The organism is Amycolatopsis halotolerans, assembly GCF_042647905.1.
Lineage (GTDB): Bacteria > Actinomycetota > Actinomycetes > Mycobacteriales > Pseudonocardiaceae > Amycolatopsis > Amycolatopsis halotolerans.
Window position 1 is genome coordinate 1 of the sequence record NZ_JBHRWI010000012.1, and the last position, 23872, is coordinate 23872.

Annotated in this window: 24 protein-coding genes and 1 riboswitch; of the genes, 13 read left to right on the top strand and 11 right to left on the bottom strand. The window is 69.9% G+C overall.

Annotated elements, in window-relative coordinates; all coding sequences use genetic code 11:
* Positions 1-223: 223 nt before the first annotated feature.
* Entirely contained in the window at positions 224-979 is a 756-nt protein-coding gene (locus tag ACFORO_RS08120; protein ID WP_377868284.1) for an adenosylcobinamide-GDP ribazoletransferase, read from the top strand.
* 18 nt (positions 980-997) lie between these two features.
* Here ACFORO_RS08120 and ACFORO_RS08125 read toward each other — a convergent pair whose 3' ends face one another.
* The gene (locus ACFORO_RS08125; RefSeq protein ID WP_377868283.1) at positions 998-1321 is read right to left on the bottom strand and encodes a hypothetical protein; all 324 of its coding nucleotides are present in this window, start codon (positions 1319-1321) and stop codon (positions 998-1000) included.
* Positions 1318-1731, bottom strand: a complete 414-nt coding sequence (locus ACFORO_RS08130) for a DUF7878 domain-containing protein (protein ID WP_377868282.1) — start codon at positions 1729-1731, stop codon at positions 1318-1320. The genes ACFORO_RS08125 and ACFORO_RS08130 overlap by 4 nt, the downstream gene beginning before the upstream one ends.
* A 386-nt stretch (positions 1732-2117) precedes the next feature.
* Between ACFORO_RS08130 and ACFORO_RS08135 the strand changes: the two genes are divergently transcribed.
* Positions 2118-3077, top strand: a complete 960-nt coding sequence (locus ACFORO_RS08135; RefSeq protein WP_377868281.1) for a hypothetical protein — start codon at positions 2118-2120, stop codon at positions 3075-3077.
* Here the strand turns inward: ACFORO_RS08135 and cobC are convergent.
* From cobC to ACFORO_RS08155, 4 genes are read right to left on the bottom strand one after another with little or no spacing between them, the layout of a single operon-like run.
* Complete coding sequence (cobC, locus tag ACFORO_RS08140; protein ID WP_377868280.1) at positions 3074-4081, bottom strand: Rv2231c family pyridoxal phosphate-dependent protein CobC; 1008 nt, start codon at positions 4079-4081, stop codon at positions 3074-3076. The two genes, ACFORO_RS08135 and cobC, sit on opposite strands and share 4 nt — an antisense overlap.
* Complete coding sequence (locus ACFORO_RS08145) at positions 4074-5426, bottom strand: cobyrinate a,c-diamide synthase (RefSeq protein ID WP_377868279.1); 1353 nt, start codon at positions 5424-5426, stop codon at positions 4074-4076. The genes cobC and ACFORO_RS08145 overlap by 8 nt, the downstream gene beginning before the upstream one ends.
* Positions 5420-6034 (bottom strand): cob(I)yrinic acid a,c-diamide adenosyltransferase, encoded by a 615-nt coding sequence (gene cobO, locus ACFORO_RS08150; RefSeq protein WP_377868278.1) that lies wholly within the window; start codon positions 6032-6034, stop codon positions 5420-5422. The genes ACFORO_RS08145 and cobO overlap by 7 nt, the downstream gene beginning before the upstream one ends.
* Complete coding sequence (locus ACFORO_RS08155) at positions 6034-8013, bottom strand: putative cobaltochelatase (RefSeq protein ID WP_377868277.1); 1980 nt, start codon at positions 8011-8013, stop codon at positions 6034-6036. Before ACFORO_RS08155 ends, cobO begins: the two co-directional genes overlap by 1 nt.
* A gap of 70 nt (positions 8014-8083) precedes the next feature.
* Between ACFORO_RS08155 and cbiE the strand changes: the two genes are divergently transcribed.
* The 6 genes from cbiE to ACFORO_RS08185 are packed head-to-tail and all read left to right on the top strand — an operon-like array spanning position 8084 to position 15485.
* Entirely contained in the window at positions 8084-9232 is a 1149-nt protein-coding gene (cbiE, locus tag ACFORO_RS08160) for a precorrin-6y C5,15-methyltransferase (decarboxylating) subunit CbiE (RefSeq protein ID WP_377868276.1), read from the top strand.
* Positions 9229-9990 (top strand): precorrin-4 C(11)-methyltransferase, encoded by a 762-nt coding sequence (gene cobM, locus ACFORO_RS08165; protein WP_377868275.1) that lies wholly within the window; start codon positions 9229-9231, stop codon positions 9988-9990. Before cbiE ends, cobM begins: the two co-directional genes overlap by 4 nt.
* Positions 9987-10997, top strand: coding sequence for a Gfo/Idh/MocA family protein (locus tag ACFORO_RS08170; protein ID WP_354736662.1), 1011 nt, complete (start codon positions 9987-9989; stop codon positions 10995-10997). Before cobM ends, ACFORO_RS08170 begins: the two co-directional genes overlap by 4 nt.
* The gene (locus tag ACFORO_RS08175) at positions 10994-11722 is read left to right on the top strand and encodes a cobalt-precorrin-6A reductase (RefSeq protein WP_377868274.1); all 729 of its coding nucleotides are present in this window, start codon (positions 10994-10996) and stop codon (positions 11720-11722) included. Before ACFORO_RS08170 ends, ACFORO_RS08175 begins: the two co-directional genes overlap by 4 nt.
* Positions 11719-12363: a 5,6-dimethylbenzimidazole synthase gene (gene bluB / locus ACFORO_RS08180; protein ID WP_377868273.1), complete on the top strand. Its 645-nt coding sequence runs from the start codon at positions 11719-11721 to the stop codon at positions 12361-12363. The genes ACFORO_RS08175 and bluB overlap by 4 nt, the downstream gene beginning before the upstream one ends.
* Positions 12364-12395: 32 nt before the next feature.
* Positions 12396-15485, top strand: a complete 3090-nt coding sequence (locus ACFORO_RS08185) for an arabinosyltransferase domain-containing protein (RefSeq protein WP_354736656.1) — start codon at positions 12396-12398, stop codon at positions 15483-15485.
* Here ACFORO_RS08185 and ACFORO_RS08190 read toward each other — a convergent pair.
* Positions 15482-16645 (bottom strand): MFS transporter, encoded by a 1164-nt coding sequence (locus tag ACFORO_RS08190; RefSeq protein ID WP_377868272.1) that lies wholly within the window; start codon positions 16643-16645, stop codon positions 15482-15484. The genes ACFORO_RS08185 and ACFORO_RS08190 overlap by 4 nt on opposite strands.
* A 54-nt stretch (positions 16646-16699) precedes the next feature.
* Here ACFORO_RS08190 and ACFORO_RS08195 point away from each other — a divergent pair, with 54 nt between their 5' ends.
* A complete protein-coding gene (locus ACFORO_RS08195) occupies positions 16700-17494 on the top strand; it encodes an AraC family transcriptional regulator (protein ID WP_377868271.1) in 795 nt (264 codons plus the stop codon).
* Here the strand turns inward: ACFORO_RS08195 and ACFORO_RS08200 are convergent.
* Positions 17388-17885, bottom strand: coding sequence for a hypothetical protein (locus ACFORO_RS08200; protein WP_354736650.1), 498 nt, complete (start codon positions 17883-17885; stop codon positions 17388-17390). The two genes, ACFORO_RS08195 and ACFORO_RS08200, sit on opposite strands and share 107 nt — an antisense overlap.
* Before the next feature lie 59 nt (positions 17886-17944).
* On the opposite strand from ACFORO_RS08200, the gene ACFORO_RS08205 reads away from it, so the two are divergent.
* Positions 17945-18373, top strand: a complete 429-nt coding sequence (locus ACFORO_RS08205) for a MarR family winged helix-turn-helix transcriptional regulator (RefSeq protein WP_354736648.1) — start codon at positions 17945-17947, stop codon at positions 18371-18373.
* Here the strand turns inward: ACFORO_RS08205 and ACFORO_RS08210 are convergent.
* Genes ACFORO_RS08210 through ACFORO_RS08220 form a run of 3 tightly spaced genes read right to left on the bottom strand, consistent with a single transcriptional unit; the run spans position 18364 to position 21622 of the window.
* A complete protein-coding gene (locus tag ACFORO_RS08210; protein ID WP_377868270.1) occupies positions 18364-19881 on the bottom strand; it encodes a precorrin-2 C(20)-methyltransferase in 1518 nt (505 codons plus the stop codon). The genes ACFORO_RS08205 and ACFORO_RS08210 overlap by 10 nt on opposite strands.
* Positions 19878-20501 (bottom strand): precorrin-8X methylmutase, encoded by a 624-nt coding sequence (locus ACFORO_RS08215; RefSeq protein WP_354736645.1) that lies wholly within the window; start codon positions 20499-20501, stop codon positions 19878-19880. Before ACFORO_RS08215 ends, ACFORO_RS08210 begins: the two co-directional genes overlap by 4 nt.
* Positions 20498-21622, bottom strand: a complete 1125-nt coding sequence (locus ACFORO_RS08220) for a precorrin-3B synthase (protein ID WP_377868269.1) — start codon at positions 21620-21622, stop codon at positions 20498-20500. Before ACFORO_RS08220 ends, ACFORO_RS08215 begins: the two co-directional genes overlap by 4 nt.
* A 96-nt stretch (positions 21623-21718) precedes the next feature.
* On the opposite strand from ACFORO_RS08220, the gene ACFORO_RS08225 reads away from it, so the two are divergent.
* From ACFORO_RS08225 to ACFORO_RS08235, 3 genes are read left to right on the top strand one after another with little or no spacing between them, the layout of a single operon-like run.
* Positions 21719-22624 (top strand): ABC transporter ATP-binding protein, encoded by a 906-nt coding sequence (locus tag ACFORO_RS08225; RefSeq protein ID WP_377868268.1) that lies wholly within the window; start codon positions 21719-21721, stop codon positions 22622-22624.
* Entirely contained in the window at positions 22621-23475 is an 855-nt protein-coding gene (locus tag ACFORO_RS08230; RefSeq protein WP_377868267.1) for an ABC transporter permease, read from the top strand. The genes ACFORO_RS08225 and ACFORO_RS08230 overlap by 4 nt, the downstream gene beginning before the upstream one ends.
* A gap of 6 nt (positions 23476-23481) precedes the next feature.
* Complete coding sequence (locus tag ACFORO_RS08235; RefSeq protein ID WP_377868266.1) at positions 23482-23721, top strand: helix-turn-helix transcriptional regulator; 240 nt, start codon at positions 23482-23484, stop codon at positions 23719-23721.
* 67 nt (positions 23722-23788) lie between these two features.
* Positions 23789-23864: riboswitch (cobalamin riboswitch) on the top strand.
* The last annotated feature ends 8 nt before the right edge of the window (positions 23865-23872 follow it).

Here is a 23872-nt window from a genome sequence, read left to right on the forward strand (position 1 = left end):
TCGGTGCATCCCACGCACCCAACGCGGCATTCGGTGCGCCAGGTGCACCCAATGCGGCGTTCGGTGCATCCCACGCACCCAATGTGGCATTCGGTGCATCGGGTGCACCCAATGTGGCATTCGGTGCATCCCACGCACCCAATGTGGCATTCGGTGCGCCGGGTGCACCCAATGTGGCGTTGGGTGCATCTCACGCACCCAATGTGGCATTGGGGCGCGAGCCGTGATCCCGCTGAGCGACGGTATCCGGCTGGCCGTCGGCACCCTGACCACCGTCCCGGTCCCCGCACCGCGCGCGATCGACCGGCGCGTGGCGGGGGTGGCGATGACGCTGGGCCCGCTGGCCGCGCTGCCGCTCGCGGCGGTGGCGGGGCTGATCGTGGCCGGTGGAGTCGCGATCGGGCTCCCCGCGCTGGCCGTCGCCGCACTGGCGCTCGGGGCGGTAGCCCTGGGTAGCCGCGGACTGCATCTCGACGGACTCGCCGACACCGCCGACGGACTCGGTGCCTCCTACGACCGCGCGAAGGCCCTCGACGTCATGCGGCGCGGCGACTCGGGACCTACGGGTGTCGCGACGCTGCTCTTCGTCCTGCTCGTCCAAACCGGCGCGCTGACCGGCGCGATCGCGCACGGGCACGGGATCGCCGCCGCGGTCCTGTCCGTCCTGTGTGGACGGTGTGTGCTCTCGTTGTGCTGCGCACGAGGGGTCCCTTCGGCCCGGCCGGAGGGGTTGGGCGCGACGGTCGCCGGGTCGGTTCCGGTCCTGGTGGCCGCGGCGGTGTTCGTGCTCGCGGCGGGGTGTGCCGCGTTGACGCCGGGATTGCCGTGGTGGCGAGGGGTTCTCGCGGTGGCGCTCGGCTACGCGGCCGCGGCGGTGTTGCTGGCCCGGTGCGTCCAGCGCATCGGCGGGGTGACCGGCGACGTCCTCGGCGGCTGCGTCGAGGTCGCGGTGGCCGCGGCATTGCTGGCGACCGCCTGACCAAGCGCCAGCCCGCCGTTACTCCGGAAAGGAAATCGTCTCCGCGTCCGGCAGGGAGGTCGGGTATTCGCCGAGGTAGGTGGCGTATTCCAAACCGGACAGTACGCCCTGAGCGACCCACACGAGGAACTCGCCGGCGTCCTCCACCAAGGCCAGCCGGGGAAACACCCCGTTCAGATCGCCGTCCGGGATCGCGCCGGGCACCTCGATGTCGACGCTCACCGAACCTGGAGCCCAGGTCGCGACCACCTCCGCCCGGTCCACTTGCGCGAGCAGCCCCGGACGGCCCGCGAGGATTCGGCGCAGTACCGCGCGCTCGTCCTCGTTCAGCCGCCTTGTCATACGAAAAACTCCTCGATCCACGAACCCACCGTGCGCGCGGATTCCGCCCGCACCTTTCGCGCGAAATCGTCGATCGCCGTGTCGATCTCCGCGGCCGGACGCACGGCACCGCGTACCACTCGCACCGCGTCGTCGATCGCTTGCCAGCCGCCGGGCGCGCGGCAGATCCGCAGTGGCCATCGTCCTTCCAGCGAAAGGGACAGGAACTCGAAGTCAGGCCGGTCCGCCTCCGGGAGGGCCTTCCACGTCCGCAGTGCCACGGCGAGTTCCGCCACCGGAAACGACTTCCAGGCGCAGAGAACGATTCCGTCGTCCACGACCTCAAGATCGGCTTCCACGTTGACGAAGACGTCGCCCTTGCCCCGATAATGCAGATCCGAGGTGTCGAAACGGGAGTACGCGAACAACATCAGCGCTTCTCCCCTCAACTCCCTCCGCCATCATCCTCCCGGCACAGTCCGTGCAGCAACCGGTTTGTCTGATACGTCTGGCCGGGCCGTCCCCACACTGCGGTAAAGGCCAGGCCCGTGCTACCAAGGAACAGTCCGCGACGACTGACCGAGAGGACCTCGTGGCACCTGCGCACCTCAACCGGCGTCGGCTGTTTCACCTGGCCGCCGGTCTTTCGGTTTTCGGCGCCACCGCGTGCAGTGCGACTCCGGACAGCCCAGCCCCCAACACCGCGGTACCCAAGCCGGACGGAGCGCTCGGGGCCAATTTCAACGCCGACCCGGACACCATGGGCTGGGACGAGCTTCAGCGGTCCGGCGCGAAGTGGGTGCGCGGGTTCACCGCGATGCCCGACCTGGACAAGCACGCTGCCGCCGAGAATCCGACGATCAAGACGTTGCTGCAGGCGGCCGATCGCCAGTACGGCACCGTGCTGTCGCTCAAGTTTCCGTACTTTCCTGATTCCCATAAACCGATTCCGCGTCCGGGAACCCCGGCAATGCAGGCTGATCTCGCCCGGGTCGACAAGGTGCTGCCCGCGGTCATGGACAAGGTCGACATCCTCGTGATCGGCAATGAGCCGTTCATCGAATGCCCGCAGTCCGACTGGAACAACGGCGCTCTCAACGAATTCTACGAGACCATCGCCGCCCATGTGATCAAGCAGCGCGAGGGAAAGACGGTCCTGTACATGGGCGCGCTCAACAATCTCGAAGATCCCAAGTGGACTGGCGCGGGCACGGAACGCTGGATGAAGTACGTCCGCGACACACCGGAGATCGAAGGCACCGACCTTCATCCGCACGTCGCCGCGGCGGACCAGGTTCAGGCTTTTCTCGATTACACCCTGCCCAAGCTGGGCAGCAAGAGGTTCCTCGTCACCGAGTTTTCACTGGTTCAACTGTGGAAGAAGCACCTCACCGACCGGATCTCGGCCGAGTACGCGGACAAGTATCACGTGCCGAAGGACACCAGGGTCTGGCAGGTCATCCGCAACGCGCTGCGTCAGCCGTTCCCCCAGGCGCGGTGGGACGATTTTCTCCGCACCAGCCCGTGGTTCGAGAACAACAAGAACTTCCTGACCGACCAGATGGCGAAGTTCCGCGCGACCGGCAAGCTCGCCGTCGCCACGTACGGCATCGACCAGGGCATTGCCGCGCTCAAGGGAGCGGACTTCGGGCCGGACACCCCGCCTTGGCTCCTCAACAGCGTATTCGCGCGGGCGACCGTCCAGAAGAATCCCGACGGCACCGCAGCGCCGAACTACGCCTGGCTTGAGGAATTCACTGCGCTCCAGAGCCGCTAGCCCAGCGCGGCGAGAAAAGCGTCCGTCGTAGCTCGGTCGCGGACTGCGATGCGCAGGTGGTCTGGGCCCAGTCCGGGGAAAGTGTCGCCGCGGCGGACGGCGTAGCCTGCTTCTCGTAGTCGCAAGCGGACGTCCGCGCCGCCGGGGACGCGGATCAGCACGAACGGGCCGCGCGGGGTGCCGAGTACGGGAATTCCCAATGCGGACAGGCCGGATTCCAGGTAGTCGCGGTCGGCTTCCGCGGCGGCGGCTAGTTTCTCGGCTTCTTCCAGAGCGGCGGGACGGCAGCAGGCGACAGTCGCGACGGCGGCCAAAGTGGACACTGACCAGGGTGGTTGCACCGCACGCAAGCGCGCGATCAGCGACGGTTCGCCGAGGACGTATCCGGCGCGCAAGCCTGCCAAGCCCCAGGTCTTGGTGAGACTTCGCAAGACCACGACACCGGGAATTCGTTCTCCGGCAAGGCTTTCTACCTCTCCGGGGACGGCGTCAAGGAAGGCCTCGTCCACCACGAGCGTCCGGCCGGGGCGCGCCAGGGCACGCACGGAATCGGCTGAGTGCAGGACCGAGGTCGGGTTGGTCGGGTTTCCGAGGAAGACCAGATCGGCGGAAGCGGGGACCAGCGACGGATCTAGCCGGTAACCGTCCACTTCAGACAGGACTAGCCGGTCGACCGAGTGACCAGCGGCGCGCAAAGCGGCTTCTGGTTCGGTGAATTGCGGATGGACCACCACCGGGTGCTTCGCCGGAAGTGAAGCCAGCAACGTGAACGCTTCCGCGGCACCGGCGGTAACCAGGACGTCGTCGAAGTCCCGGCCGTGTCGGGCGGCGACGGCTTCTGCGGCGCGGGTGGGATCTGGATAGGCGGCCAGGTCGTCCAGGGCGGCGGCCAGTTCTGCCCGAAGCCACGCGGGCGGGGCCGGGAGCCGGACGTTCACGGCGAGGTCGACGAGACCGTCGCCGACTTCGCGGTCGCCGTGGTGGTGGAGGTCGTAATCAGCCATGGACTGCTGCCAGGGAATGCGCGCGCACCCGGGAGGCGAAACGGTCCGCCAGCTCGGGATGTCCGGCCCAATGGACGTGCAAGTAGGAAGCGTGCAGCGATTCCGAAGCGAACCCGTCCAGATTGCGATCCCAGCCCCACGCCGCGGTTTCACCGTGTGCGGGAGCGATTTCGGTGCGGTGGAATTCGTGTCCGGTGACCCGCTGTCCGGCTGCTGCCAGCACATTGTCCGCCACCGCGACGGCACGGCGGTAGCCTAGTTTTCCGCGTGCGGTCATGGTCGCGTCCGCAGGGACGGCGCCGACCATCGGCAGGCCGTCCAGCGAGCGGCACAGGTACAGCAGTCCTGCGCATTCCGCGCTGACCGGCATGCCCGCGTCGATCGCCGCACTGACCGCCGTACGGAGTTCCACATTGGACGAAAGCTCGGCAGCGTGCACTTCCGGGAAACCGCCGCCGAAGTACAGACCGGCACAACCAGGCGGCAAGGCCTTGTCTTGCAACGGGTTGATGTCCACGACGTCGATTCCGCGAGCAGCCAGCAGTTCGAGATTCTCGGCGTAGCGGAAGGTGAACGCCGGGCCGCCAGCAGCAGCGAGTGTCGCACGTGGACCCTCGAAAGCGGGTCCCGGATTCCACAAAGGACCAGTCAGTGCGGGCGCACTCCGCGCCACCCGGACGACGGCTTCGAGGTCGACCCCGGCAGCGACCCAGGCCGCCAGTTCCGGCAGCATCCGCTGCGACTCCGCGGCCCGTTCGGCGGCCGGGACCAGCCCGAGATGACGACTCGGCGCGTGCACGTTTTCGTTGCGCCGCAACGCACCCAGCAACGGAACGCCCGTGGCTTCCAGCGCGGTGACGATCTCGTCCTCGTGCCGTTGCGAGCCCAGTTTGTTCAGGATCACCCCGGCGAGCCGGACGCGAGTGTCGTACTGCGCGAACCCCAGCACCGTCGCCGCTACGCTGCGCGAGGCCGCGGAAGCGTCGACGACCAGCACGACCGGCGCGTCGAGCAGCCGTGCGACATGAGCGGTCGACGCGTAGCCCTCGGTGCCCAAAGCGCCGTCGAAAAGGCCCATCACGCCTTCGATGACGGCGATGTCGGCACCGGCGGAACCGTGTCGCAGCAACGGAACCAGGGTTTCTTCGCCCTGCAGGAACGGGTCGAGGTTCCGCGCGGGACGGCCGGTGGCGAGCGAGTGGTAGCTGGGGTCGATGAAGTCCGGGCCGACCTTGTGCCCGGACACCGCGTGCCCGGCCGTGCGCAACGCGGCCATGAGCCCAGCCGCGATGGTGGTTTTGCCGTGCCCGGAACCGGGCGCGGCAATGACGACCCGTGCTACCACTCGATCCCCCGCTGGCCCTTCTGCCCGGCGTCCATCGGGTGCTTCACCTTCGTCATTTCGGTGACCAGATCGGCGGCTTCGATCAGTTCCGGCGGCGCATAGCGACCGGTGATCACGACGTGCTGGTGCCCGGGCCGGGCGGCCAAAGCGGACACGACGTCGTCGACCTCGAGCCAGCCCCATTTGAGCAGGTAGCTGAATTCGTCCAGGACATAGAAATCATGCGTTTCAGCGGCGAGCCGGCGTTTGATTTCCGCCCAGCCTTCCTTGGCGTTGGCGGCATGGTCCTCTTCGGACCCCTGCTTGCGCGACCAGCTCCAGCCCTCGCCCATTTTGTGCCACTCGACCGGACCGCCCTGCCCGGTGTCGTCGTGCAGCTTCCCGAGCGCCTTGAACGCGGCTTCCTCGCCGACACGCCATTTCGCCGACTTCACGAACTGGAACACGCCGATCGACCAGCCCTGGTTCCACGCGCGCAACGCCATTCCGAACGCCGCGGTGGATTTCCCTTTCATCTCGCCGGTGTGCACGGCGAGCAGCGGACGGTTGCGCCGCTGCCGCGTGGTGAGCCCGTCCTTCGGCACGACAGCCGGTTTTCCCTGCGGCATCAGGCAGCCCTCCCCGTCCGTTCGCGCACTGCCGAGGCCAGCGATTCAGCGGCCACATCGGACAGTGGCACGTGCTCGGCACCCAAGTGGCCGGCCAATTCCGCGGCGAGGCCGAGCCGCATCCGGCCGGTCTCGCAGTCCATCACGATCGCCGTCACGCCGGTGAGCAAGCCCGCGGCGGCTTTGGCGCGCGCGACCGCGTCGGAGCCGCTCGTGGCGCGGCCGTCGGTGACGAGCACCAGCAACGGGCGACGGCGCGGATCCCGGATCGCCTCCACCCGCAGCACTCGCGCGGCTTCCAGCAATCCCTCGGCGAGCGGCGTGCGTCCGCCCGTCGGCAAACCGTCCAGCCGGGCGGCGGCGGCTTCGACGCTGATCGTCGGCGGCAGCGCCAGTTCGGCTTCCGCGCCACGGAACGTGACGAGACCGACCTTGTCCCGCCGTTGGTAAGCGTCCAACAGCAGGGAAAGCACGGCGGTCTTCACTTCCCGCATCCGTGCCCGCGCGCCCATCGAGCCGGACGCGTCCACACAGAACAGCACCAGATTGCCTTCGCGGCCCTCGCGCAGCGCGAACCGCAGGTCCGGCGACCGCACTTCGAGACCCGGCCCGGACCGGCCCCGCGCCTGCTGATGCGGTGCGGCGGCCCGGATCGTCGCGACCAGGTGCGGCCGTCCGTCCCGCACGCTGGGCGGCTGCACGCCGATCGTCCGGCCGGTGTCGGTGATCGCGCGCGACCGGCGGCCTCGTTCGCCCTCGCCGGTGCCCTTCACCCGGAACACCCGCGCGCGAAACGTATCCCCGGCTCCGACCGTCTTCTGCGGCGAAGACCCATTTCCCGAAGGCGCCTCCCCAGGAGACTCGGAAGGCGGAGCGCCCTCGGACGGACCGCCATCTGGCATCGGCCCGCCGTCATCCGGCCCAGGCCCGCCACCGGAGGGACCATTGTCGTCCGGCCCCTCGGGAGGCGGCTGCGAATCCTCCAGCGCCTGTTCCAGCTGCTCCTCGGAAATCCCCGGCGCGTCAAACGGATTGCGCCGCCGCCGATGCGGCAACGCGAGCCGCGCCGCGACCCGGATGTCCTCCGTGGTGACCTTGTCGCGCCCGGCCCAAGCCGCGTGCGCGACCGCCGTCCGCGCCGTCACGATGTCCGCGCGCATGCCGTCGACCTCGAACGACGCGCACACCTCGGCGATCTGCCGCAGCGCCTCGTCCGGCAGCTTCACCGAGGGCAAAAGCCGTTGCGCCGCCTCGATCTCCGCCGCCAGCTCCGCATCCGCCGAGGCGTAGCCGTCCGCGAAACCGTCCGGATCCGCTTCGTAGGCAAGGCGTCGCCGGACGACCTCGACGCGCTGCTCCGGATCCCGGCTCGACGCGACCTCCACAGTCAGCCCGAACCGGTCGAGCAACTGCGGCCGCAGCTCGCCTTCCTCCGGGTTCATCGTCCCGATCAGCACGAACCGCGCCGCGTGCGAGACGGAAACGCCCTCGCGCTCGACCGTCGCGCGGCCCATCGCCGCCGCGTCGAGCAGCGTGTCCACCAGGTGGTCGTGCAGCAGGTTGACCTCGTCGACGTACAGCAGCCCGCGATGCGCGGCGGCCAGCAGGCCGGGCTGGTAGTCGGTGACGCCCTCGGCCAGCGCCTTCTCCAGGTTCAGCGAGCCGACGACCCGGTCCTCGGCCGCGCCGACCGGCAGTTCCACCAGTCGCGCCGACCGCCGGTGCGCGGGAACGCCCGCCGCGTGCGGGCCGTCCGGGCACCCCGGGTCCGGGCTGACCGGGTCGCAGGAGAACCGGCAGCTGTCCACCACGTCGACGCCCGGCAGCAGCCCGGCGAGCGCGCGCACCATGGTCGACTTCGCGGTGCCCTTCTCGCCCCGCACCAGGACCCCGCCGACCGCGGGCGAGATCGAGGAGAGGACGAGCGCCAGACGCAGGTCCGGCATCCCGACGACAGCGGTGAACGGATAGGGCTTCAAGAGCACTCCCTCGTGGGTCGGCGTCCGGCCGATCATCGCACAGCGAAGCTCTCGCTTAGGGTGGGAAATCGTGCGCGAAGAATCACGCCTGACGGTGGTCGGGATCGGGGCCGACGGGTGGGCCGGGCTCACCCCTGCGGCCCGCGACGCCGTGCGGCAGGCGGACGTCGTGCTGGGCGCGGAACGACAACTCAAGTCCTTGCCCGAAGACCTCCGCACGCAAGCTTGGCCCAGCCCGCTGCTGCCCGCGCTCGACGAGCTCCTGAGCGAACAGACCGGGCGAGTGTGCGTGCTGGCCAGCGGCGATCCGTTCCTGTCCGGAATCGCCACCACCCTCCGTGATCGCGGCTACGCGCTCGACGTCCATCCCGCCGTTTCGTCAGTGACCCTGGCCCGCGCACGGCTCGGCTGGTCGTTCGAGGAAACCGAGGTCGTGACGGTCGTCGGCCGCGCCGTCCACCGTGTCGCGCGAGCGCTGGCGCCCAACCGGAAGCTGCTGGTCCTAGGCGGCTCCGCGACAGAACTGCGCGAGCTGCTCAACGCCCGCGGCTACGGCGATTCCGCCCTCACCGCCTTGGAAAACCTCGGCGCGGACGACGAACGGATCTCCGACGGCTGGACTCGCGACCCCGGACCGCTCACCGTGTTCGCCGTGCGCTGCCAAGGCCCCGGCCTCCCGCTGATCGGTCTCCCCGACGACGCCTTCGAGCACGACGGCCAGCTCACCAAACGCGACCTCCGCGCGTCCGCTCTCGCCCGCCTCGCGCCGAACCCAGGCGAACTCCTCTGGGACGTCGGAGCGGGCGCGGGCAGCATCGGCATCGAGTGGTCCCGCGCGCACGCGCTGAACCGCGCCGTCGCGATCGAACGCGACCCGGCGCGCGCCGAACGCGTCCAGCGCAACGCCAATACCCTTGGCGTGCCGGAATTACAGGTGGTCACCGGCCCGGCGCCCGAGGCGCTGGCCGAACTCCCCCGTCCGGACGCGATCTTCATCGGCGGCGGCCTGACCGTCCCCGGCGTGCTCGACCAGTGTGTCGAAACCGACGCCCGGATCGTCGCGCACGGTGTCACCCTCGAAGCCGAACAGCTCCTCGCCGCGGCCTACGCCCGGCACGGCGGGGAACTGCAACGGATCTCCGTGGAGCACGCGAAACCGCTCGGCGGGTTCACCGGATGGACGCCGTCCCGGGCAGTCACGCAGTGGAGCTGGAAATGACCGTTTACTTCATCGGCGCCGGACCGGGCGCGGCCGACCTGATCACCGTGCGCGGCCGCGACCTGCTCGCGCGCTGCCAGGTCTGCCTGTACCCGGGCAGCATGACGCCGACCGACCTGCTCGCCTACTGCGCACCGGACGCCGAACGCGTCGACACCGCGAACCTCAGCCTCGACGAGATCACCGCGAAGCTGATCGACGCGCATCGCGCTGGCCATGACGTCGCGCGGCTGTGTTCAGGAGATCCGTCGCTGTACAGCGCGGTGGCCGAGCAGGTCCGACGGCTGGAACCGGAAGGCGTGCCGTACGAGATGGTGCCCGGCGTTCCGGCTTTCGCCGCGTCCGCCGCTGTGCTCGGCCGCGAACTGACGGTGCCGGGGATCGGGCAGAGCCTCGTGATCACGCGCGCGCAGGCGAGGTCCACGGCGATGCCGGACACCGAAACGCTGGAGAATTTCGCGCGCACCGGCACGACTCTCGCGCTGCACCTGGCGATCAACCACATCGAGCGCGTCACCGCAGAACTCGCCGGGCACTACGGCGAGGACTGTCCCGCCGCCGTCGTCGCGTTGGCCAGCCAGCCGGGGGAAACCGTGGTGCGCGGCACCCTCGCCGATATCGCCGGTCAAGCGCGGGCAGCCGGAATGACCCGCGCGGCCACGATTTTCGTCGGACGGGTCCTCGCGGCGGGCGGATTCCCGGACAGTTTCCTGTATTCGAGCACCCGCGATCGAGCGAGCCAACCGGAGTCGTTGTGACGGACCTGCGCTGGGGCCTGCTGGCCACCGGGACCATTGCCGCCGAATTCGCCGCCGGCGTCGAGCAAAGCCGCCACGGCGTGCTCGCCGCGGTGGCCTCGCGCACGGCCGAGCGGGCACGGGATTTCGCGGCCAGGTACGAAATTCCGAAGGCGTACGGCAGCTACGAGGAACTCCTCGCCGACCCGGACGTCGACGCGGTCTACGTCGCGACTCCGCACGCACAGCACGAGGAGTGGGCGATCCGCGCCATCGAAGCGGGCAAGCACGTCTTGTGCGAGAAGCCGCTCACGATCGCCGCGCCCGAGGCGGAAAAAGTCATCGATGCCGCACGGCGCAACGACGTTTTCCTCATGGAAGCGTTCATGTACCGGCTGCACCCGCAGACGCGACGGCTGGTCGAGCTGATCGAATGCGGCGCGATCGGCGAGGTCCGGGCCGTGGACGTCACGTTCAGCTTCGACTCCGACGAGAACGACGCCGCCCGCCTCGGCGACCCCGCGCTCGGCGGCGGCGGAATCCTCGACGTCGGCTGCTACTGCACCTCGCTGGCCCGGCTGGTTTCGCAGGCCGCGACCGGGATTCCGGCCGTGGAGCCGACGCGCGTCACCGGCATGGCTCGGCTCACCGAAAGCGGTGTCGACGAGTTCGCGATGGGCCTGCTGCGGCTGCCCGGCGACATCATCGCCCAGCTGTCCTGCGGTTACCTACTCACGCAGGACGACCACATCCGCATCTACGGCACCACCGGCCAGCTCTACGTGCCGAAGCCCGCGTGGATCCACGAATTGCGCACGCCGGGCGTGTCGACGATCGTGCTGACTCCGTCGGACGGCGAGCCGGAAGTCATCGAAATCGAAGCCACCCAAGGGGTTTACGCGCGCGAAGCGGATTACGTCGCCGCGCACGTCGCTGACCGGCAAGGCCCGGAGCTGACCTGGGCGGAGACGCTCGCCAACATGCGCACCCTCGACCGGTGGCGCACGGCCGTCGGGTACGGGCGATGACCGTCCTGATCCTGGGCGGCACCGCGGAAGCCCGCGACCTCGCCGCCCAGCTGCACGAACGCGCCGTCAAGGTGGTCTCGTCGCTGGCCGGACGCGTCACGCGACCCCGCCTGCCCGTTGGCGAAGTGCGAATCGGCGGGTTCGGCGGCGTCGAAGGCCTTACGACCTGGCTGCGCGAAAACGGTGTGCGGGCAGTGGTCGACGCCACGCATCCGTTCGCGGAACGCATCGGCGCCAACGCTTTCCACGCCGCCCGCGCCGCGGATATCCCCCTGCTGCGACTCGCGCGCCCAGGCTGGCAGCCGGCTGAAGACGACCGCTGGCATTGGGCCGCCGACCTCGAAGAAGCCGCCACGCTCCTGCCCGGCCTCGGCACCCGCGTGTTCCTCACCAGCGGCCGCCAGGGCTTGGCCGTTTTCGCCGACCTCGACCCGCTGTGGTTCCTCATCCGCTGCGTCGACCCGCCTGCCCAGCCGCTGCCGCGCCAGCACGAGGTGGTGCTCGACCGCGGCCCGTACCGCCTCGACGGCGAACGCGCGCTGATGACCGAGCACGACATCGACGTGCTGGTCACCAAGGACAGCGGCGGCGCGATGACCGCCGCGAAGCTGACCGCCGCGCGGGAACTCGGCCTGCCGGTGGTCGTCGTGCGCCGTCCGCCCCGACCGTCCACAACGGAAACCGCGGACGTCACCGCCGCTGTCGAATGGGTGCTCAACCAATGAATGAACTGTTTTACGAAGTCCTGCACCGCCGCCGCGACGTCCGCGCCGAGTTCACCGGCGAACCGGTCGACGACGCCGTCCTCACCCGCGTGCTCGAGGCCGCGCACGCCGCGCCGAGCGTCGGGATGAGCCAGCCGTGGGACTTCGTGCTGGTCCGCGACCCCGGCACGCGCGAGGAATTCGCCCGCCACGTGCACGAAGAACGCGACGTGTTCGCCGCGTCCCTGGACGGCGAGCGCGCGGACACGTTCGCCAAGATCAAGGTCGAGGGCATCCGCGAATCGAGCCTCGGCATCGTCGTCACCTACGACGAGCAGCGCGGCGCCCCGGCCGTGCTCGGCAGGCACGCGATCGCCGACGCCGGGCTGTACTCGGTGTGCCTGGCGATCCAGAACCTCTGGCTCGCCGCGACGGCGGAAGGACTTGGCGTCGGGTGGGTGAGTTTTTACCGCGAACCCGCGCTCGCGAAACTGCTCGGCATCCCCGCCGGGATCCGCCCGGTCGCCTGGCTTTGTGTAGGACCGGTAACGAATCTCGCCGACGTTCCCGACCTGGAGCGGCACGGCTGGCGCAACCGCGCGCCGCTGGCCAGCGCGGTACACCACGAGCGCTTCACCCCGCGTGACGAGGGGTCCGCGTAACACCGTCCGGGTGACCCAATAGATTCCTTCTAATGCGTCCGATTGCCGTAGTGCTGGGGTTGCTTTCGGCGCTGTGCGCCCTGGCCTATCCCTTCCTGCCGGTCGTGCAGGACACCGCGGAAGTCGTCTGGCCCACCGCCTCCGACACGCGTTCCGTCAACGCGCCCTTGACCGGGTACTGGGCACAGGACCTGAAGGCCGAACTGCCCTGCGACACGATCCGCTCGCTCGACGCGCGCACGAACGGCCCCGCGCTGCTGTTCTCGACCGTCCCGGACGGGCGCACCGGCAAGCACGCGGCCAACGGCGTCGGCCTGCAACTGCGCGTGGACAACGGCGTGCTGCTCGCGTCCAGCCAGGGCCAGCAGATCTCGCAGCAGCCGCTCCCGCAGACCGGCTGCTCGGTCACGCTCGACTCGGACGCGACCCAGATGACGCTCTCGGTCGGCAAGACCCCGATCTTCCACACCACCGGCGACGTCCGGCCGCGCGTGCTCGGCATCTACTCCTCGATCACCTCCGCGCGCGACCCGATCGCCGGGCTGCACGTGTCGGTCGTCCCGGACACCCGCTACCAGACCTCGCCGACCACGCTGAAGGTCGTCGTCGGCATCCTCGCCGCGCTGTCGTTCCTCGGCTGCCTGATCGCGGTGTGGCGGATGGACTCCGGGTTCGCCCGCCGCGCGCCGCGCTGGGCCCCGGTCGGCTGGTGGCGGCTCACCGGCCGCGACGCGACGGTGTTCGGCGTGCTCGGCGCGTGGGTCTTCATCGGACCGGTGACCTCGGACGACGGCTACATCCTCACGATGGCCAGAGTCACCGAGGCCACCGGGTACCTCACGAACTACCACCGCTGGTTCGGCGTCGCGGAGGCCCCGTTCGGCTGGTTCTACCACCTGTACGAGCTGATGACGCACGTCAGCACGGTGCCGCCGTGGATCCGGCTGCCCTCGTACCTGCTCGGCGTGATCAGCTGGCTGCTGATCAGCCGCGAGGTGATGCCGCGGCTGGGCACCCAGGTCCGCCGCAGCCGCGCGGCCGGCTGGGCCGCCGCGGCCGTGTTCCTGGTCTGGTGGATGCCGTACAACAACGGCGTCCGGCCGGAACCGGTCGCCGCGCTCGGGTCGCTGCTGGCGATCTGTGCGGTGGAACGCGCGCTGGTCACCCGCCGGCTGCTGCCGCTGTGCCTCGGCCTGACCGCGGCCGCGTTCACCCTCGCCGCGACGCCGACCGGGCTGATCGCGGTCGCCCCGTTCCTGGTCGCCGGGAAACCGCTGTTCAAGCTGGTCCGGCAGCGCTCGTCGAGCGGCTGGCTGCCGATGCTCGCGCCGATCCTCGCGTCCGGCTTCCTGGTGCTCGTGGTGATGTTCGCCGACCAGACGTTCGCGACGGTCCAGGAGGCCACCCGCATCCGCACCGCGGTCGGCCCGAACCTGTCGTGGTTCCAGGAACTCGCGCGGTACCAATTGCTGTTCGAAAACCTGCCGGACGGCTCCGCGCCACGCCGCTTCCCCGTACTGCTCGTGCTGCTCTGCACGGTCACCTGCCTCGTGGTGCTGCTGCGCCGAGGCCGGATCCCCGGTGCGGCGCTCGGGCCGAGCCGTCGGCTAATCGGCACCACCGCGCTGTTCTTCCTGCTGCTCGCGCTGACCCCGACGAAATGGACGCACCACTTCGGCGCGTTCGCCGCGGTCGGCGCGTCGATGGCGGCGCTCACCGCGTTGGCCACAAGTTCGACCGTGCTGCGTTCCAACCGAAACCGAGCGGCGTTCCTCGCGGTGTTGCTGGTGGTCGGCGCGCTCGCCGCGACCGGGCCGAACGCGTACTGGTTCGTCTCGAAGATCGGGGTGCCGTGGACGAACGGCGCGCCCTCGATCGGCGGCATCCCGCTGTCGACGATCCTGCTCGGGGCGGCCGCCGTCGCCGGGATCTACGCGTTCGTCGAGAACATCCGCGCGCATCGGCCGGGCCCAGCACCGCAAGAAGGCCGGAGCCGATCGCTGCGGCTCGGTTCGCTGTCACTGGTCGTGGTGTGCGGCCTGGTCGCGGCGGGCGAGATCTACACGATGGGCGCGGCGATCTACTTCCAGCGCGACAGCTACAGCCTCGGCGCGGCCAACATCGGGCACCTGTTCGGCAAGAGCTGCAACCTGTCCGACCACGTGATGGTCGAGCGCGACGCGGCGAAGAGCATCCTGCACCCGCAGCCCGACCAGCGGACCGTGCCGGAAAAACCGGTGACGCAGAACCCGCCGAACCCGCTGCCCAACCCGGACCAGGACAACGGCCGCGTCCAGACCGGCTTCCACACCAGCCCGGTCGACGACAAGGACCCGCTGGCCGAGCCGCCGCACGGATTCAAGCAGGACCAGGTGCCGATGTGGAGCAGCTACCTCGACACCCAGACCCGCGCCGGACGGCTGCGCAGCGACTGGTACGCGCTCACCGACCGCACCGAGAACGGCCAGATCGTGGTCGCCACCGCCAGCCAGCCCCGGCGGCCGGCGTCGGTGAGCCTGGAGTACGGCGTCAACACCCCCGAAGGCGTGCGCGTGCTGCGCAGCCAGTTCGCGCTCCCGCCCGGCGCGGGCACCGGCGGCTGGAACGACACCCGGATCAACCTGCGCGACCTGCCGCCGGAGACCACGTCCGTGCGGATCGTGATGGTGGACAACGACCTCACCGAGGACGGCTGGATCGCCGCGTCCGCGCCGCGCGTGCCGACCTTCACCACGCTCACCGACAAGCTCGCGGGCAAATCGGTGTACATCGACTGGCCCGCGTCGTTCGTGTACCCGTGCGCGAACCCGGTCACCTCGCACGACGGCATCTCCGCGATGCCGGACTACCGCATCACCCCCGGCCAGCTCGCCGACGAGGCGAAATGGGCGTCGAGCACCAACGGCGGCCCGAACGGCTGGCTCGAGGAGATCGCGGACGAGCCCGAGGTGCCGAGCTATCTGAACGGGCAGCCGTACCAGTCGTGGGGACAACTGCTGCAGATCGAGCCGTATACGACCGGGGTGGCGCCGACGGTGCGGCACGGCGAGAAGACGGTGTGGGGCTGGTGGTCGCCTGGGCCTGGGCCCTCGCAGCCGAACGGCAAGGACCCGACGCGCTAGCCCTGCGGCTCGCGCTGTGGTTCTCGTAGCCTCCGCGCGGCGAACACCGACGCCGCGGGCAGCACCGCCAGCGCCAGCAACGCCCACTGCAACCCGGCCGCGTTGGCGAGCGCCCCGACCGCAGGCGCGGCCACCCCGCCGACACTCACCGCCAGCCCAAGCGTCACCCCGCTGGCGGTCCCGAGCCGATTCGGCAAGTAGTCCTGCCCCAGCGTCACATGCAGCGAGAACGGGACATACAACGCCACCGCCGCAAGCGCGACCAGCGGAAACACGCCGTACCCCGGCACCAGCGCGATCCCGGCCACCGCAGGCACCGACACCGCATACGCGACCCGAACCGTCCGAATTCGCCCCCACCGTCCGGCCAGCACACCGCCCAGCAACGTGCCCAGCGCGCCGACCCCGAACAACACCACCAACGCCACTTCGCCGGCGAGCACGCTGCCGGTTCGCTGGGTAACCCAGATGGCCAGGAAGGTGTTGAGCGAGAAGGCCGCGATGGAGCGTCCGACGACCACGACGGTCAGCCAGCCGAACTGACGCCAATCGTCCCGCCCGGCGTGCGCCCTGTGTCGCGCGGCTGAATGCAGGTCGCTCATCCGCCGGAACAACGCGGCGATCACCACCCCGGCGACGAGCGCGGGCAGCACCAGATAGGGCGTCGCGCCGAGACCGCCAGCCTGCAGCACCGGGGTGACGACAATCGGCCCGAGCGCGAAACCGACGTTGCCGCCTAAGGAAAACCAGCTCATCCCGACGTGCCCGCGCCCGGCGATCCGACGGGCGATCCGCGCCGATTCCGGGTGGTAGGCCGCGACGCCGAGGCCGGACAGCGCGATCGCGAGCCAGGTCAGCGCGTAGGAATCGGCGAGCCCGGAGAGTCCGATCCCGGCCCCCGCGACCGTCATCCCCACCGGCACGAGCCACGGCATCGGCCGCCGGTCGGTCAGTACGCCGAACAGCGGCTGGACCACCGAGGACAGCAGCGTCGCGGCCACCGTGATCCCGGCCGCGGCGAGGTAGCCGTAGTGCCGCTCGGCGACCAGAAACGGCACGAGTGCGGGGACCGCGCCCTGGTAGAGGTCGTCGACCGCGTGGCTGAGCACCATCAGCGGCATCGGCCAGCGCGCGGTGCGGGCCGGAAGCGTTGTCGTCACCCAGCCATGGTCGAACTGGCCCGGCGCTGCGCGATTCCGTTATTATGCCGAGTTGTGTCGATTTCCGGCCATATGCCCGCGGCTCCCACGAACATCCGGGACCTGGCCGCGACCGCCAGCATCGCCGAACACTGGCACGACGAGCACCAGATCGTCTACGCCAGCAGCGGCGTCCTGGCGGTGCACACGGACCGGTCGCGCTGGATCACGCCCGCCCACCGGGCACTGTGGATTCCTGCGGGCACCGTGCATTCCCACCGCGCTTACGGCGTCACGCGGCTGCATCTGTTCGGTTTTCCGCAGGAGCTGAGCCCGCTGCCGGTGGCCGAGCCGACCGCGCTCGCGGTCACTCCGCTGCTGCGGGAACTCCTGATCGCGTACACCGAACTCGGCGAGGACCGCACGACCCCTGCTGGCCAACGGATGCGGGCGGTGTTGTTCGATCAGCTCACCCTCGCGCCGGAACGTCCGGTGCAGGTCCCGGCCGCGCACGATCCGCGGCTGGTCGCGGTGTGCCAGTTGCTGGAGGAGGATCCTTCAGACTCGCGCAGCCTGGAAGCGCTGGGCCGAACTGTCGGTGCGAGCGGCCGGACGCTGACCCGGCTGTTCCGTGCGGACGCCGGGATGACGTTTCCGCAATGGCGCACGCAACTCCGCCTCTATCACGCCCTGCGGCTGCTGATGGAGGGTCGTTCGGTGACCTCCGTGGCGCAGCTGTGCGGATTCGCCACGACCAGCGCTTTTATCGACGTGTTCCGGCGGTCCCTTGGCCATACGCCGGGGTCTTATCTCCACAGTGGACAGACTGGATCCGGTGGCGCACCACGAGACTCGCCGCGAGCCGATTGACGCCGAACGAGACGAGGATCAGCCCGGTCGCGTCGAGCAGGTGCGCGCCGAGGACGCTGGCCAGCGCGAACGAGCCGATGCGGATCGCGAGAAAGACCGCCCACAGCGCGATTCCCGCACCGGTGAGCCGGTACTGCAGCCCGTTCGCTTCCCGGAACCGCGTAACTCGGCCCATCGCGGTGCCGGTGCCCGCGACCAGGACGAGTTCGCCGACCAGCAGCCAATCCGCCGGCCGGAGCCCGCCGCCCAGCTCGAACCCGAGGCAAACCAGGCCCACCGCGATCACGAGAAGCGGCATCAGCAGCATCCGCCGGGGTTCGGCGGAGCGCCACTGGAACTGCCGCACGATCAGGATCCCGACCGCGACCGCGATCAGCACGTCGTCGATCATCGCCAACTCCATCACTAGTGATACTTCCCCGAATGTATCACCAGTGATTGAATGGGGCCATGCGCGCCGCCGACCTGCACCGCCTCGCCCGCACTCTGCGCGAGATCGCCCTGACCAGCACCGGGAACACCGGCGCGGATCAGGTCAACGCGGGAGAACTGGCGGTGATCGAGGACGTTTCGCGCAATCCGGGCGCGACGATCAGCGACGTGACCCGCCGGACCGGGCTGGCGCAGAGCCTCGTCTCCCGGATCACGCACCGGATGGCGGACGCGGGCGTCGTGCGCGTGCGGCCCGACGAGAAGGACCGACGCAAGTCGCGGCTGGAGATCGAACCGTCCGCCCGCGCGATGTTCCGCACCCGCGCGGACGGTTCGATCTCCTCAGCCCTCGCCGCGCACGCACCGAAACTCAGTGCCGCGCAACGGAAACAACTCACCCACCATCTGTCCGAGGCGGCACGGCTGCTGCGAGAAGGTCAGGAATAACTCCGCGGCGTCCACACGATCGACCGCCCGTCCGGCCCTTCCTCCGCCACCGTGCGCGAAGAACCCACAATCAGCAGGCACCGCATGTCCACCGCAGCCGGATCAAGCGACCCCAACGTGGTAACCCGAACATCCTCCTCCGGCCCGCCGACATCGCGGGCCACCACCACCGGCGTCCCAGGATCCCGGTGCCGCAAAAGGACTTCCCGCGCGTTCTCCAGCTGCGTGACCCGAGTCCGCGAAGCCGGGTTGTACAACGCCAACACCAAATCCGCCGCGCCAGCCGCGTCCAGCCGGCGCTCGATGATGTCCCACGGCTTCAACCGGTCCGAAAGGGACAGCACGCAATAGTCGTGCCCCAACGGAGCACCGACCCGCGCCGCGGCCGCCTGCGCCGCCGTCACCCCGGGCACGATCCGCACCCGCGCACCAGCACCGTTCCCGGCCGAAACCTGTTCCAGCACCGCCGAAGCCATCGCGAACACGCCCGGATCCCCGGACGACACCACAGCCACCCGCGCACCTGTCGCGGCCAACTGCAACGCCTCGACCGCCCGATCCGCCTCGACCCGGTTCCCCGACGCGTGCCGCTGCTGCCCCGCCCGCTGCGGGACCCGCGCGACGTACGGCCCGTAGCCGACAATGTGGTCCGCCGCCGCCAATTCCGCCGCCGCTTCCGGCGTCAGCCATTCCGGCCCGGCCGGGCCGAGCCCGACGACGACAACCTCGCCGCCCTCCACCGGCGCCGAAGCGCCCGCCGGAACGGCCGGTTCACCGTCCACACGCGACTTGTAAGCCGGACTTGGCAGCAACGCCAGGGAAAAATACGGGACCGACTCCGGATCGACGTCCGCGAACGGCTCCACTCGCTGCTGCCCCCAGGTCGCCCGCTCGACGTACCAGGCGTCGTCGAGCTTGCCCGCCTCCGCGAGCGCTTCCCGGACAGAACCGAAGGTACGGCCCAATTTCAGCACCGCCGCCGCTTCGGTGTCCGCGAGCCGACGCGCCAATTCGGGCGCTGGCAAGGTTCCCGGCAGTACCGTGAGCACTTCGTCCCGCTGCACCAACGGACGGCCGAGCACCGCCGACGCCGCGCTCACCGACGTCACGCCGGGAACGACCTCGGTCTCGAACCGTCCGACGAGCCGCTCGTGCATGTACATGTAGGAGCCGTAGAAGAACGGATCGCCCTCGCACAGCAGCACCACGTCACGCCCGGCGTCGAGGTGCTCGGCGAGTTTTTTCGCGCTCAGCTCGTAGAAATCGGCGATCGCGCCTTCGTAACCGCCGGGATGGTCGGTGGTCTCGGTGGTGACTGGGTAGACCAGCCGCTCTTCCAGCTGTCCTTCGCGAAGGTATGGCTCAGCCACCGACCGCGCGATGCTGCGCCCGTGCCGCGCGCTGTGGTAGGCGATGACGTCCGCCTCGCCGATCAGCCGGGCCGCTTTGACCGTCATCAGTTCCGGATCGCCAGGGCCCAGCCCGACGCCGTACAGCCGCCCCGTCATTCGACCGTGCTCGCAATCGCATTCACGGCGCCGACGGCCATCGCACTGCCGCCACGACGGCCGTGCACGACCAGATACGGCGCGGGCGCCCGCTTCGCCAGTTCCACTTTGGACTCCGCCGCGCCGACAAACCCCACCGGCACACCGATGATCGCGGCCGGGGCGCCGACACCCTCGTCCAGCAGCTCCAGCAACCGGAACAACGCGGTCGGCGCGTTCCCGATGGCCACCACGGAACCGGGCAGCCGGTCGCGCCACAGCTCCAGCGCGGCGGCCGAGCGCGTGGTGCCCAGCCGTTCGGCCAGCCCGGGCACGCTCGGATCGGCCAAAGTGCACACGACGTCGTTCGCCGCGGGCAAGCGTTTGCGCGTGATGCCGCTGGCGATCATCTTCGCGTCGCACAGGATCGGCGCGCCCGCCTCCAGCGCGGCGCGGCCCGCCTCGACCACGTCGAGCGAGTACCGCAGGTCGTCGACCAGGTCGACCATGCCGCAGGAGTGGATCATCCGGACCGCGACGCCCGCGACGTCGTCGGGCAGGATCGCCAGGTCCGCCTCTTCGCGGATCGTGGCGAACGAGTGCCGGTAGATCTCGGCCCCGTCCCGCAGGTAGTCGATCACGAAGGTCCCTTTCTCGCCAACGCATCCGCCAACTCGGACGCCGGGGTCCAGCGTCCGTCGACACGGTAGCCGCCGGGTTCGGCGACGACCTCGCGGTGGGCCCCGGACGGCCGTCCGCACCGCCGTGCACAGCCCGAAACGTGCACCAGCTCCCCGTCCGCGACCAGTGTCGCCGCGTCCGCGCGGACGTCGGCGAGAGACTTCGCACACCCCGGCGCGCCGATGCAGGCGCTAAGCTCCGCCGTCGCCGGATCCGTCGACAGCTCCGCCGCGTGCAAGCGCTCGACATCCGCGCCGCCGGGCAGCAGCACCGAACGCCACGGCGTGACCACGGCGTCGCCGAAGTCCGCGAGCGTGCGCAGCTGAGCTGCAGTCAGCTGGCCGAACCTCGGCGCGACCCCGACTGCCTCGCCGCCGTCGTCGCGCCGGATCCGGCCGACGGTCGGGTCGATCCGGCTTGGCCAGGTTTGCGGAGCTTCCCGCGGACCGTCCGGCGACAGCGGCGAAGGATCGTCCAGCTCCCCGATCCGCCACGCCGAACCTCGCGTGCGCGCAAACGTTTCCGCCACCGTGAGCAGCGCGGACACCGCCTCGTCGCGCGCCACCAGCCAGCCGGAATCAGCGCCCGCCAACAGCACCGCACCGGTCGTCGGACCAACCGCGCGCCAGCAAACGTCCGCGCCCACGACGTCGCCGCGACCGTCGTCAAAGCCGAAGAGGAACCGTCCTGGCAGCTCCGCGAGTTCCGGCCGCGCGCACAACTCACGATCCAGGTTCGCGGAAAGCCCCCGGACGTCCGCGAGCCCGCCTCGCACCCCGCTCAACGGCGAGGCCAGCACATTCCGCACGCGTTCGTGGCTCGGCGACGGCAGCAACCCGGCTTCGGTCAGCCGTCCCGCCAACCCCGGACGGCGCACGCCGCGCAGCTGGACGTTCGCGCGCGAGGTCAGGTGGACGTCGCCGTCGCCGAGGTCTTCCGCACAGGAAGCCAAGGCGCGCAACCGATCCGCGGTCACCACGCCGCCGGGAAGCCGAACCCTGGCGAGCGGCCCGTCCGCCGCGTCGTGCGTCGCGAAGACTCCAGGGCAGGCGTCGGCACGCACGCGGGCAGGGCTGGACATGGCGCTCACTGTAACCCGCGGCTGTTTTAACAGGCTTGCGATCGTATGTAGTACATCTGCTACATTTGATCGCACAGGCAGGATGGGGGTCATCCAATGAGAGATCAAGCGGACACCGTGCTCCGCGTCGAAGGCTTACGCATGCGCTACGGCGCGAACGACGTGCTGCACGGCACGTCGTTCACCGCGCACCGCGGCGAGGTGCTGTGCCTGCTCGGCCCGAACGGGGCGGGCAAGACCACGACAATCGAAATCCTCGAGGGGTTCCGCATGCGGTCCGCGGGCGAGGTGTCCGTGCTGGGCACCGACCCGGCGCGCGGCGGCGAGGACTGGAGGGCGCGACTGGGGGTCGTCCTGCAGTCCTGGCGCGACCACGGCAAATGGCGCGTGCGCGAGCTGCTCGACCTGCTCGGGTCGTTCTACGCGCCGTACTCCACCGACCGGATCCGCCGCCCGTGGGACACCGACGAGCTGATCGAGGCGGTCGGGCTTTCCGAGCACGCGGGCAAGAAGATCCGGATGCTGTCCGGCGGGCAGCGGCGCAGGCTGGACGTGGCGATCGGCATCGTCGGCCGTCCCGAACTGCTGTTCCTCGACGAGCCGACCGCCGGGTTCGATCCACAGGCCCGGCGCGATTTCCACGAGCTCGTGCACCGGCTCGCCGACGACGACACCACGATCCTGCTCACCACGCACGACCTCGACGAGGCCGAAAAGCTCGCCGACCGGATCCTGATCCTGAGCGGCGGCCACATCGTCGCCGACGGTTCGCCGGACCAGCTGAGCAGGCAGATCGCGGGCGAGGCCGAGGTGCGCTGGACGATCGACGGGCAGCGGTTCGTGCACTCGACCACGGAGGCGACGAAGTACGTGTACGAGTTGTTCAAGCAGCACGGCGAAGCGGTCGCCGACCTGGAGGTCCGGCGCGCGTCGCTGGAGGACACGTACCTGACGCTCGTGCAACGCGCGGAGTCCGGGCTGGCTGAAGCGGGTGCGCGATGACGGCGTCGGCACAGCGGACCGCGGCGCGGGTCGGACTCCGCCGCGGGTTCATCGAATTCCGCCAGCAGTGGACGAATCGGGACGACCTGATCGGCCAGCTCGTCTGGCTGGCGATGATCTTCGGCACGCTGTTTTTCATGCGCGGTGCGCAGTTGCCGGGCACCTCGTTCTCGCTGGGCGCCGCGACGGTGCCGAGCGTGATCGGCGCGGGCCTGGTATTCAACGGCATGTCCGCCGTCGCCGGTGCGCTGATCGTCGACCGCGAGGACGGCACGCTGCTGCGGGCGAAGGCGACGCCGAACGGGATGTTCGGCTACCTCATCGGCAAGATCACGACGTTCTCGATGATGCAGGTCGCGAGCATCGTCGTGATGCTGGTGCCGTCGCTGTTCCTGTTCGACGGGCTGGCTCCGGACGGGTTCTTCTCGATCCTGAACCTGGTGTGGGTGCTCGCCGCGGGCCTCGTCGCGACCATGCCGATCGGGGCCGCGATCGGTTCGCTGATCCAGGATTCGCGGATGATGGCGCTGGTCATGCTGCCGATGCTCGGGCTCGGCGCGATCTCCGGGATCTTCTACCCGATCACCGCGCTGCCGGTCTGGCTGCAGGACGTCGGGCAGGTCTTCCCGATGTACTGGCTCGGCCTCGGCATGCGCTCGGCGCTGCTGCCCGACCAGGCGGTCGTCGTCGAAATCGGGCAGTCCTGGCGGCCGTGGGCGACCCTGGGGGTGCTGCTCGCGTGGGCCGTGATCGGATTGGTGCTGGCCCCGATCCTGCTGAAGCGGATGGCCCGGCGCGAATCGGGGTCGTCGGTGGCGGCGCGACGGGAAAGGGCACTTCAGCGTGTGTGAGGCGCGGTGAGCGAGAACGTCTACAACCGCATCGCGGTGCTGCGCGCCGAACGCGGCATCTCGCGGCGGCAGCTCGCGGACGCGCTCGGCGTGCACTACCAGACCATCGGGTACCTGGAGCGCGGCGAGTACAGCCCGAGCCTTTACCTGGCGTTGCGGATCGCGGAGTTCTTCGAGGTCGCGGTGGAGGTGCTGTTCTCCACCGCGCCCTTCCCGCGGATCGGGGACAAAAGCAAGCCCGCGTGAGGGTCTGCTCACCTTGACGGCGCGTGTGCGCCCGGCGAGAGTAAGAGCGCACACGCGTCGGCACGCGGAGGAACCCGGTGGAAATCCGGGGCGGTCCCGCCACTGTGACCGGCGGCCCCGCGGCCGCCGTCAGCCAGGAACTCCCGCCGGC

Bases quoted from the DNA above. Each gene is read 5' to 3' on its own strand.
- cobM (WP_377868275.1), top strand. From the start codon at position 9,229: ATGACCGTTTACTTCATCGGCGCCGGACCGGGCGCGGCCGACCTGATC.
- ACFORO_RS08175 (WP_377868274.1), top strand. From the start codon at position 10,994: ATGACCGTCCTGATCCTGGGCGGCACCGCGGAAGCCCGCGACCTCGCC.
- ACFORO_RS08200 (WP_354736650.1), bottom strand. From the start codon at position 17,885: ATGATCGACGACGTGCTGATCGCGGTCGCGGTCGGGATCCTGATCGTG.
- ACFORO_RS08205 (WP_354736648.1), top strand. From the start codon at position 17,945: ATGCGCGCCGCCGACCTGCACCGCCTCGCCCGCACTCTGCGCGAGATC.
- cobO (WP_377868278.1), bottom strand. From the start codon at position 6,034: ATGCCGCAGGGAAAACCGGCTGTCGTGCCGAAGGACGGGCTCACCACG.
- ACFORO_RS08225 (WP_377868268.1), top strand. From the start codon at position 21,719: ATGAGAGATCAAGCGGACACCGTGCTCCGCGTCGAAGGCTTACGCATG.
- cobC (WP_377868280.1), bottom strand. From the start codon at position 4,081: ATGGCTGATTACGACCTCCACCACCACGGCGACCGCGAAGTCGGCGAC.
- ACFORO_RS08125 (WP_377868283.1), bottom strand. From the start codon at position 1,321: ATGACAAGGCGGCTGAACGAGGACGAGCGCGCGGTACTGCGCCGAATC.
- ACFORO_RS08185 (WP_354736656.1), top strand. From the start codon at position 12,396: ATGCGTCCGATTGCCGTAGTGCTGGGGTTGCTTTCGGCGCTGTGCGCC.
- ACFORO_RS08210 (WP_377868270.1), bottom strand. From the start codon at position 19,881: ATGACGGGGCGGCTGTACGGCGTCGGGCTGGGCCCTGGCGATCCGGAA.
- ACFORO_RS08130 (WP_377868282.1), bottom strand. From the start codon at position 1,731: ATGTTGTTCGCGTACTCCCGTTTCGACACCTCGGATCTGCATTATCGG.
- ACFORO_RS08135 (WP_377868281.1), top strand. From the start codon at position 2,118: ATGCCCGACCTGGACAAGCACGCTGCCGCCGAGAATCCGACGATCAAG.
- ACFORO_RS08230 (WP_377868267.1), top strand. From the start codon at position 22,621: ATGACGGCGTCGGCACAGCGGACCGCGGCGCGGGTCGGACTCCGCCGC.
- ACFORO_RS08220 (WP_377868269.1), bottom strand. From the start codon at position 21,622: ATGTCCAGCCCTGCCCGCGTGCGTGCCGACGCCTGCCCTGGAGTCTTC.
- bluB (WP_377868273.1), top strand. From the start codon at position 11,719: ATGAATGAACTGTTTTACGAAGTCCTGCACCGCCGCCGCGACGTCCGC.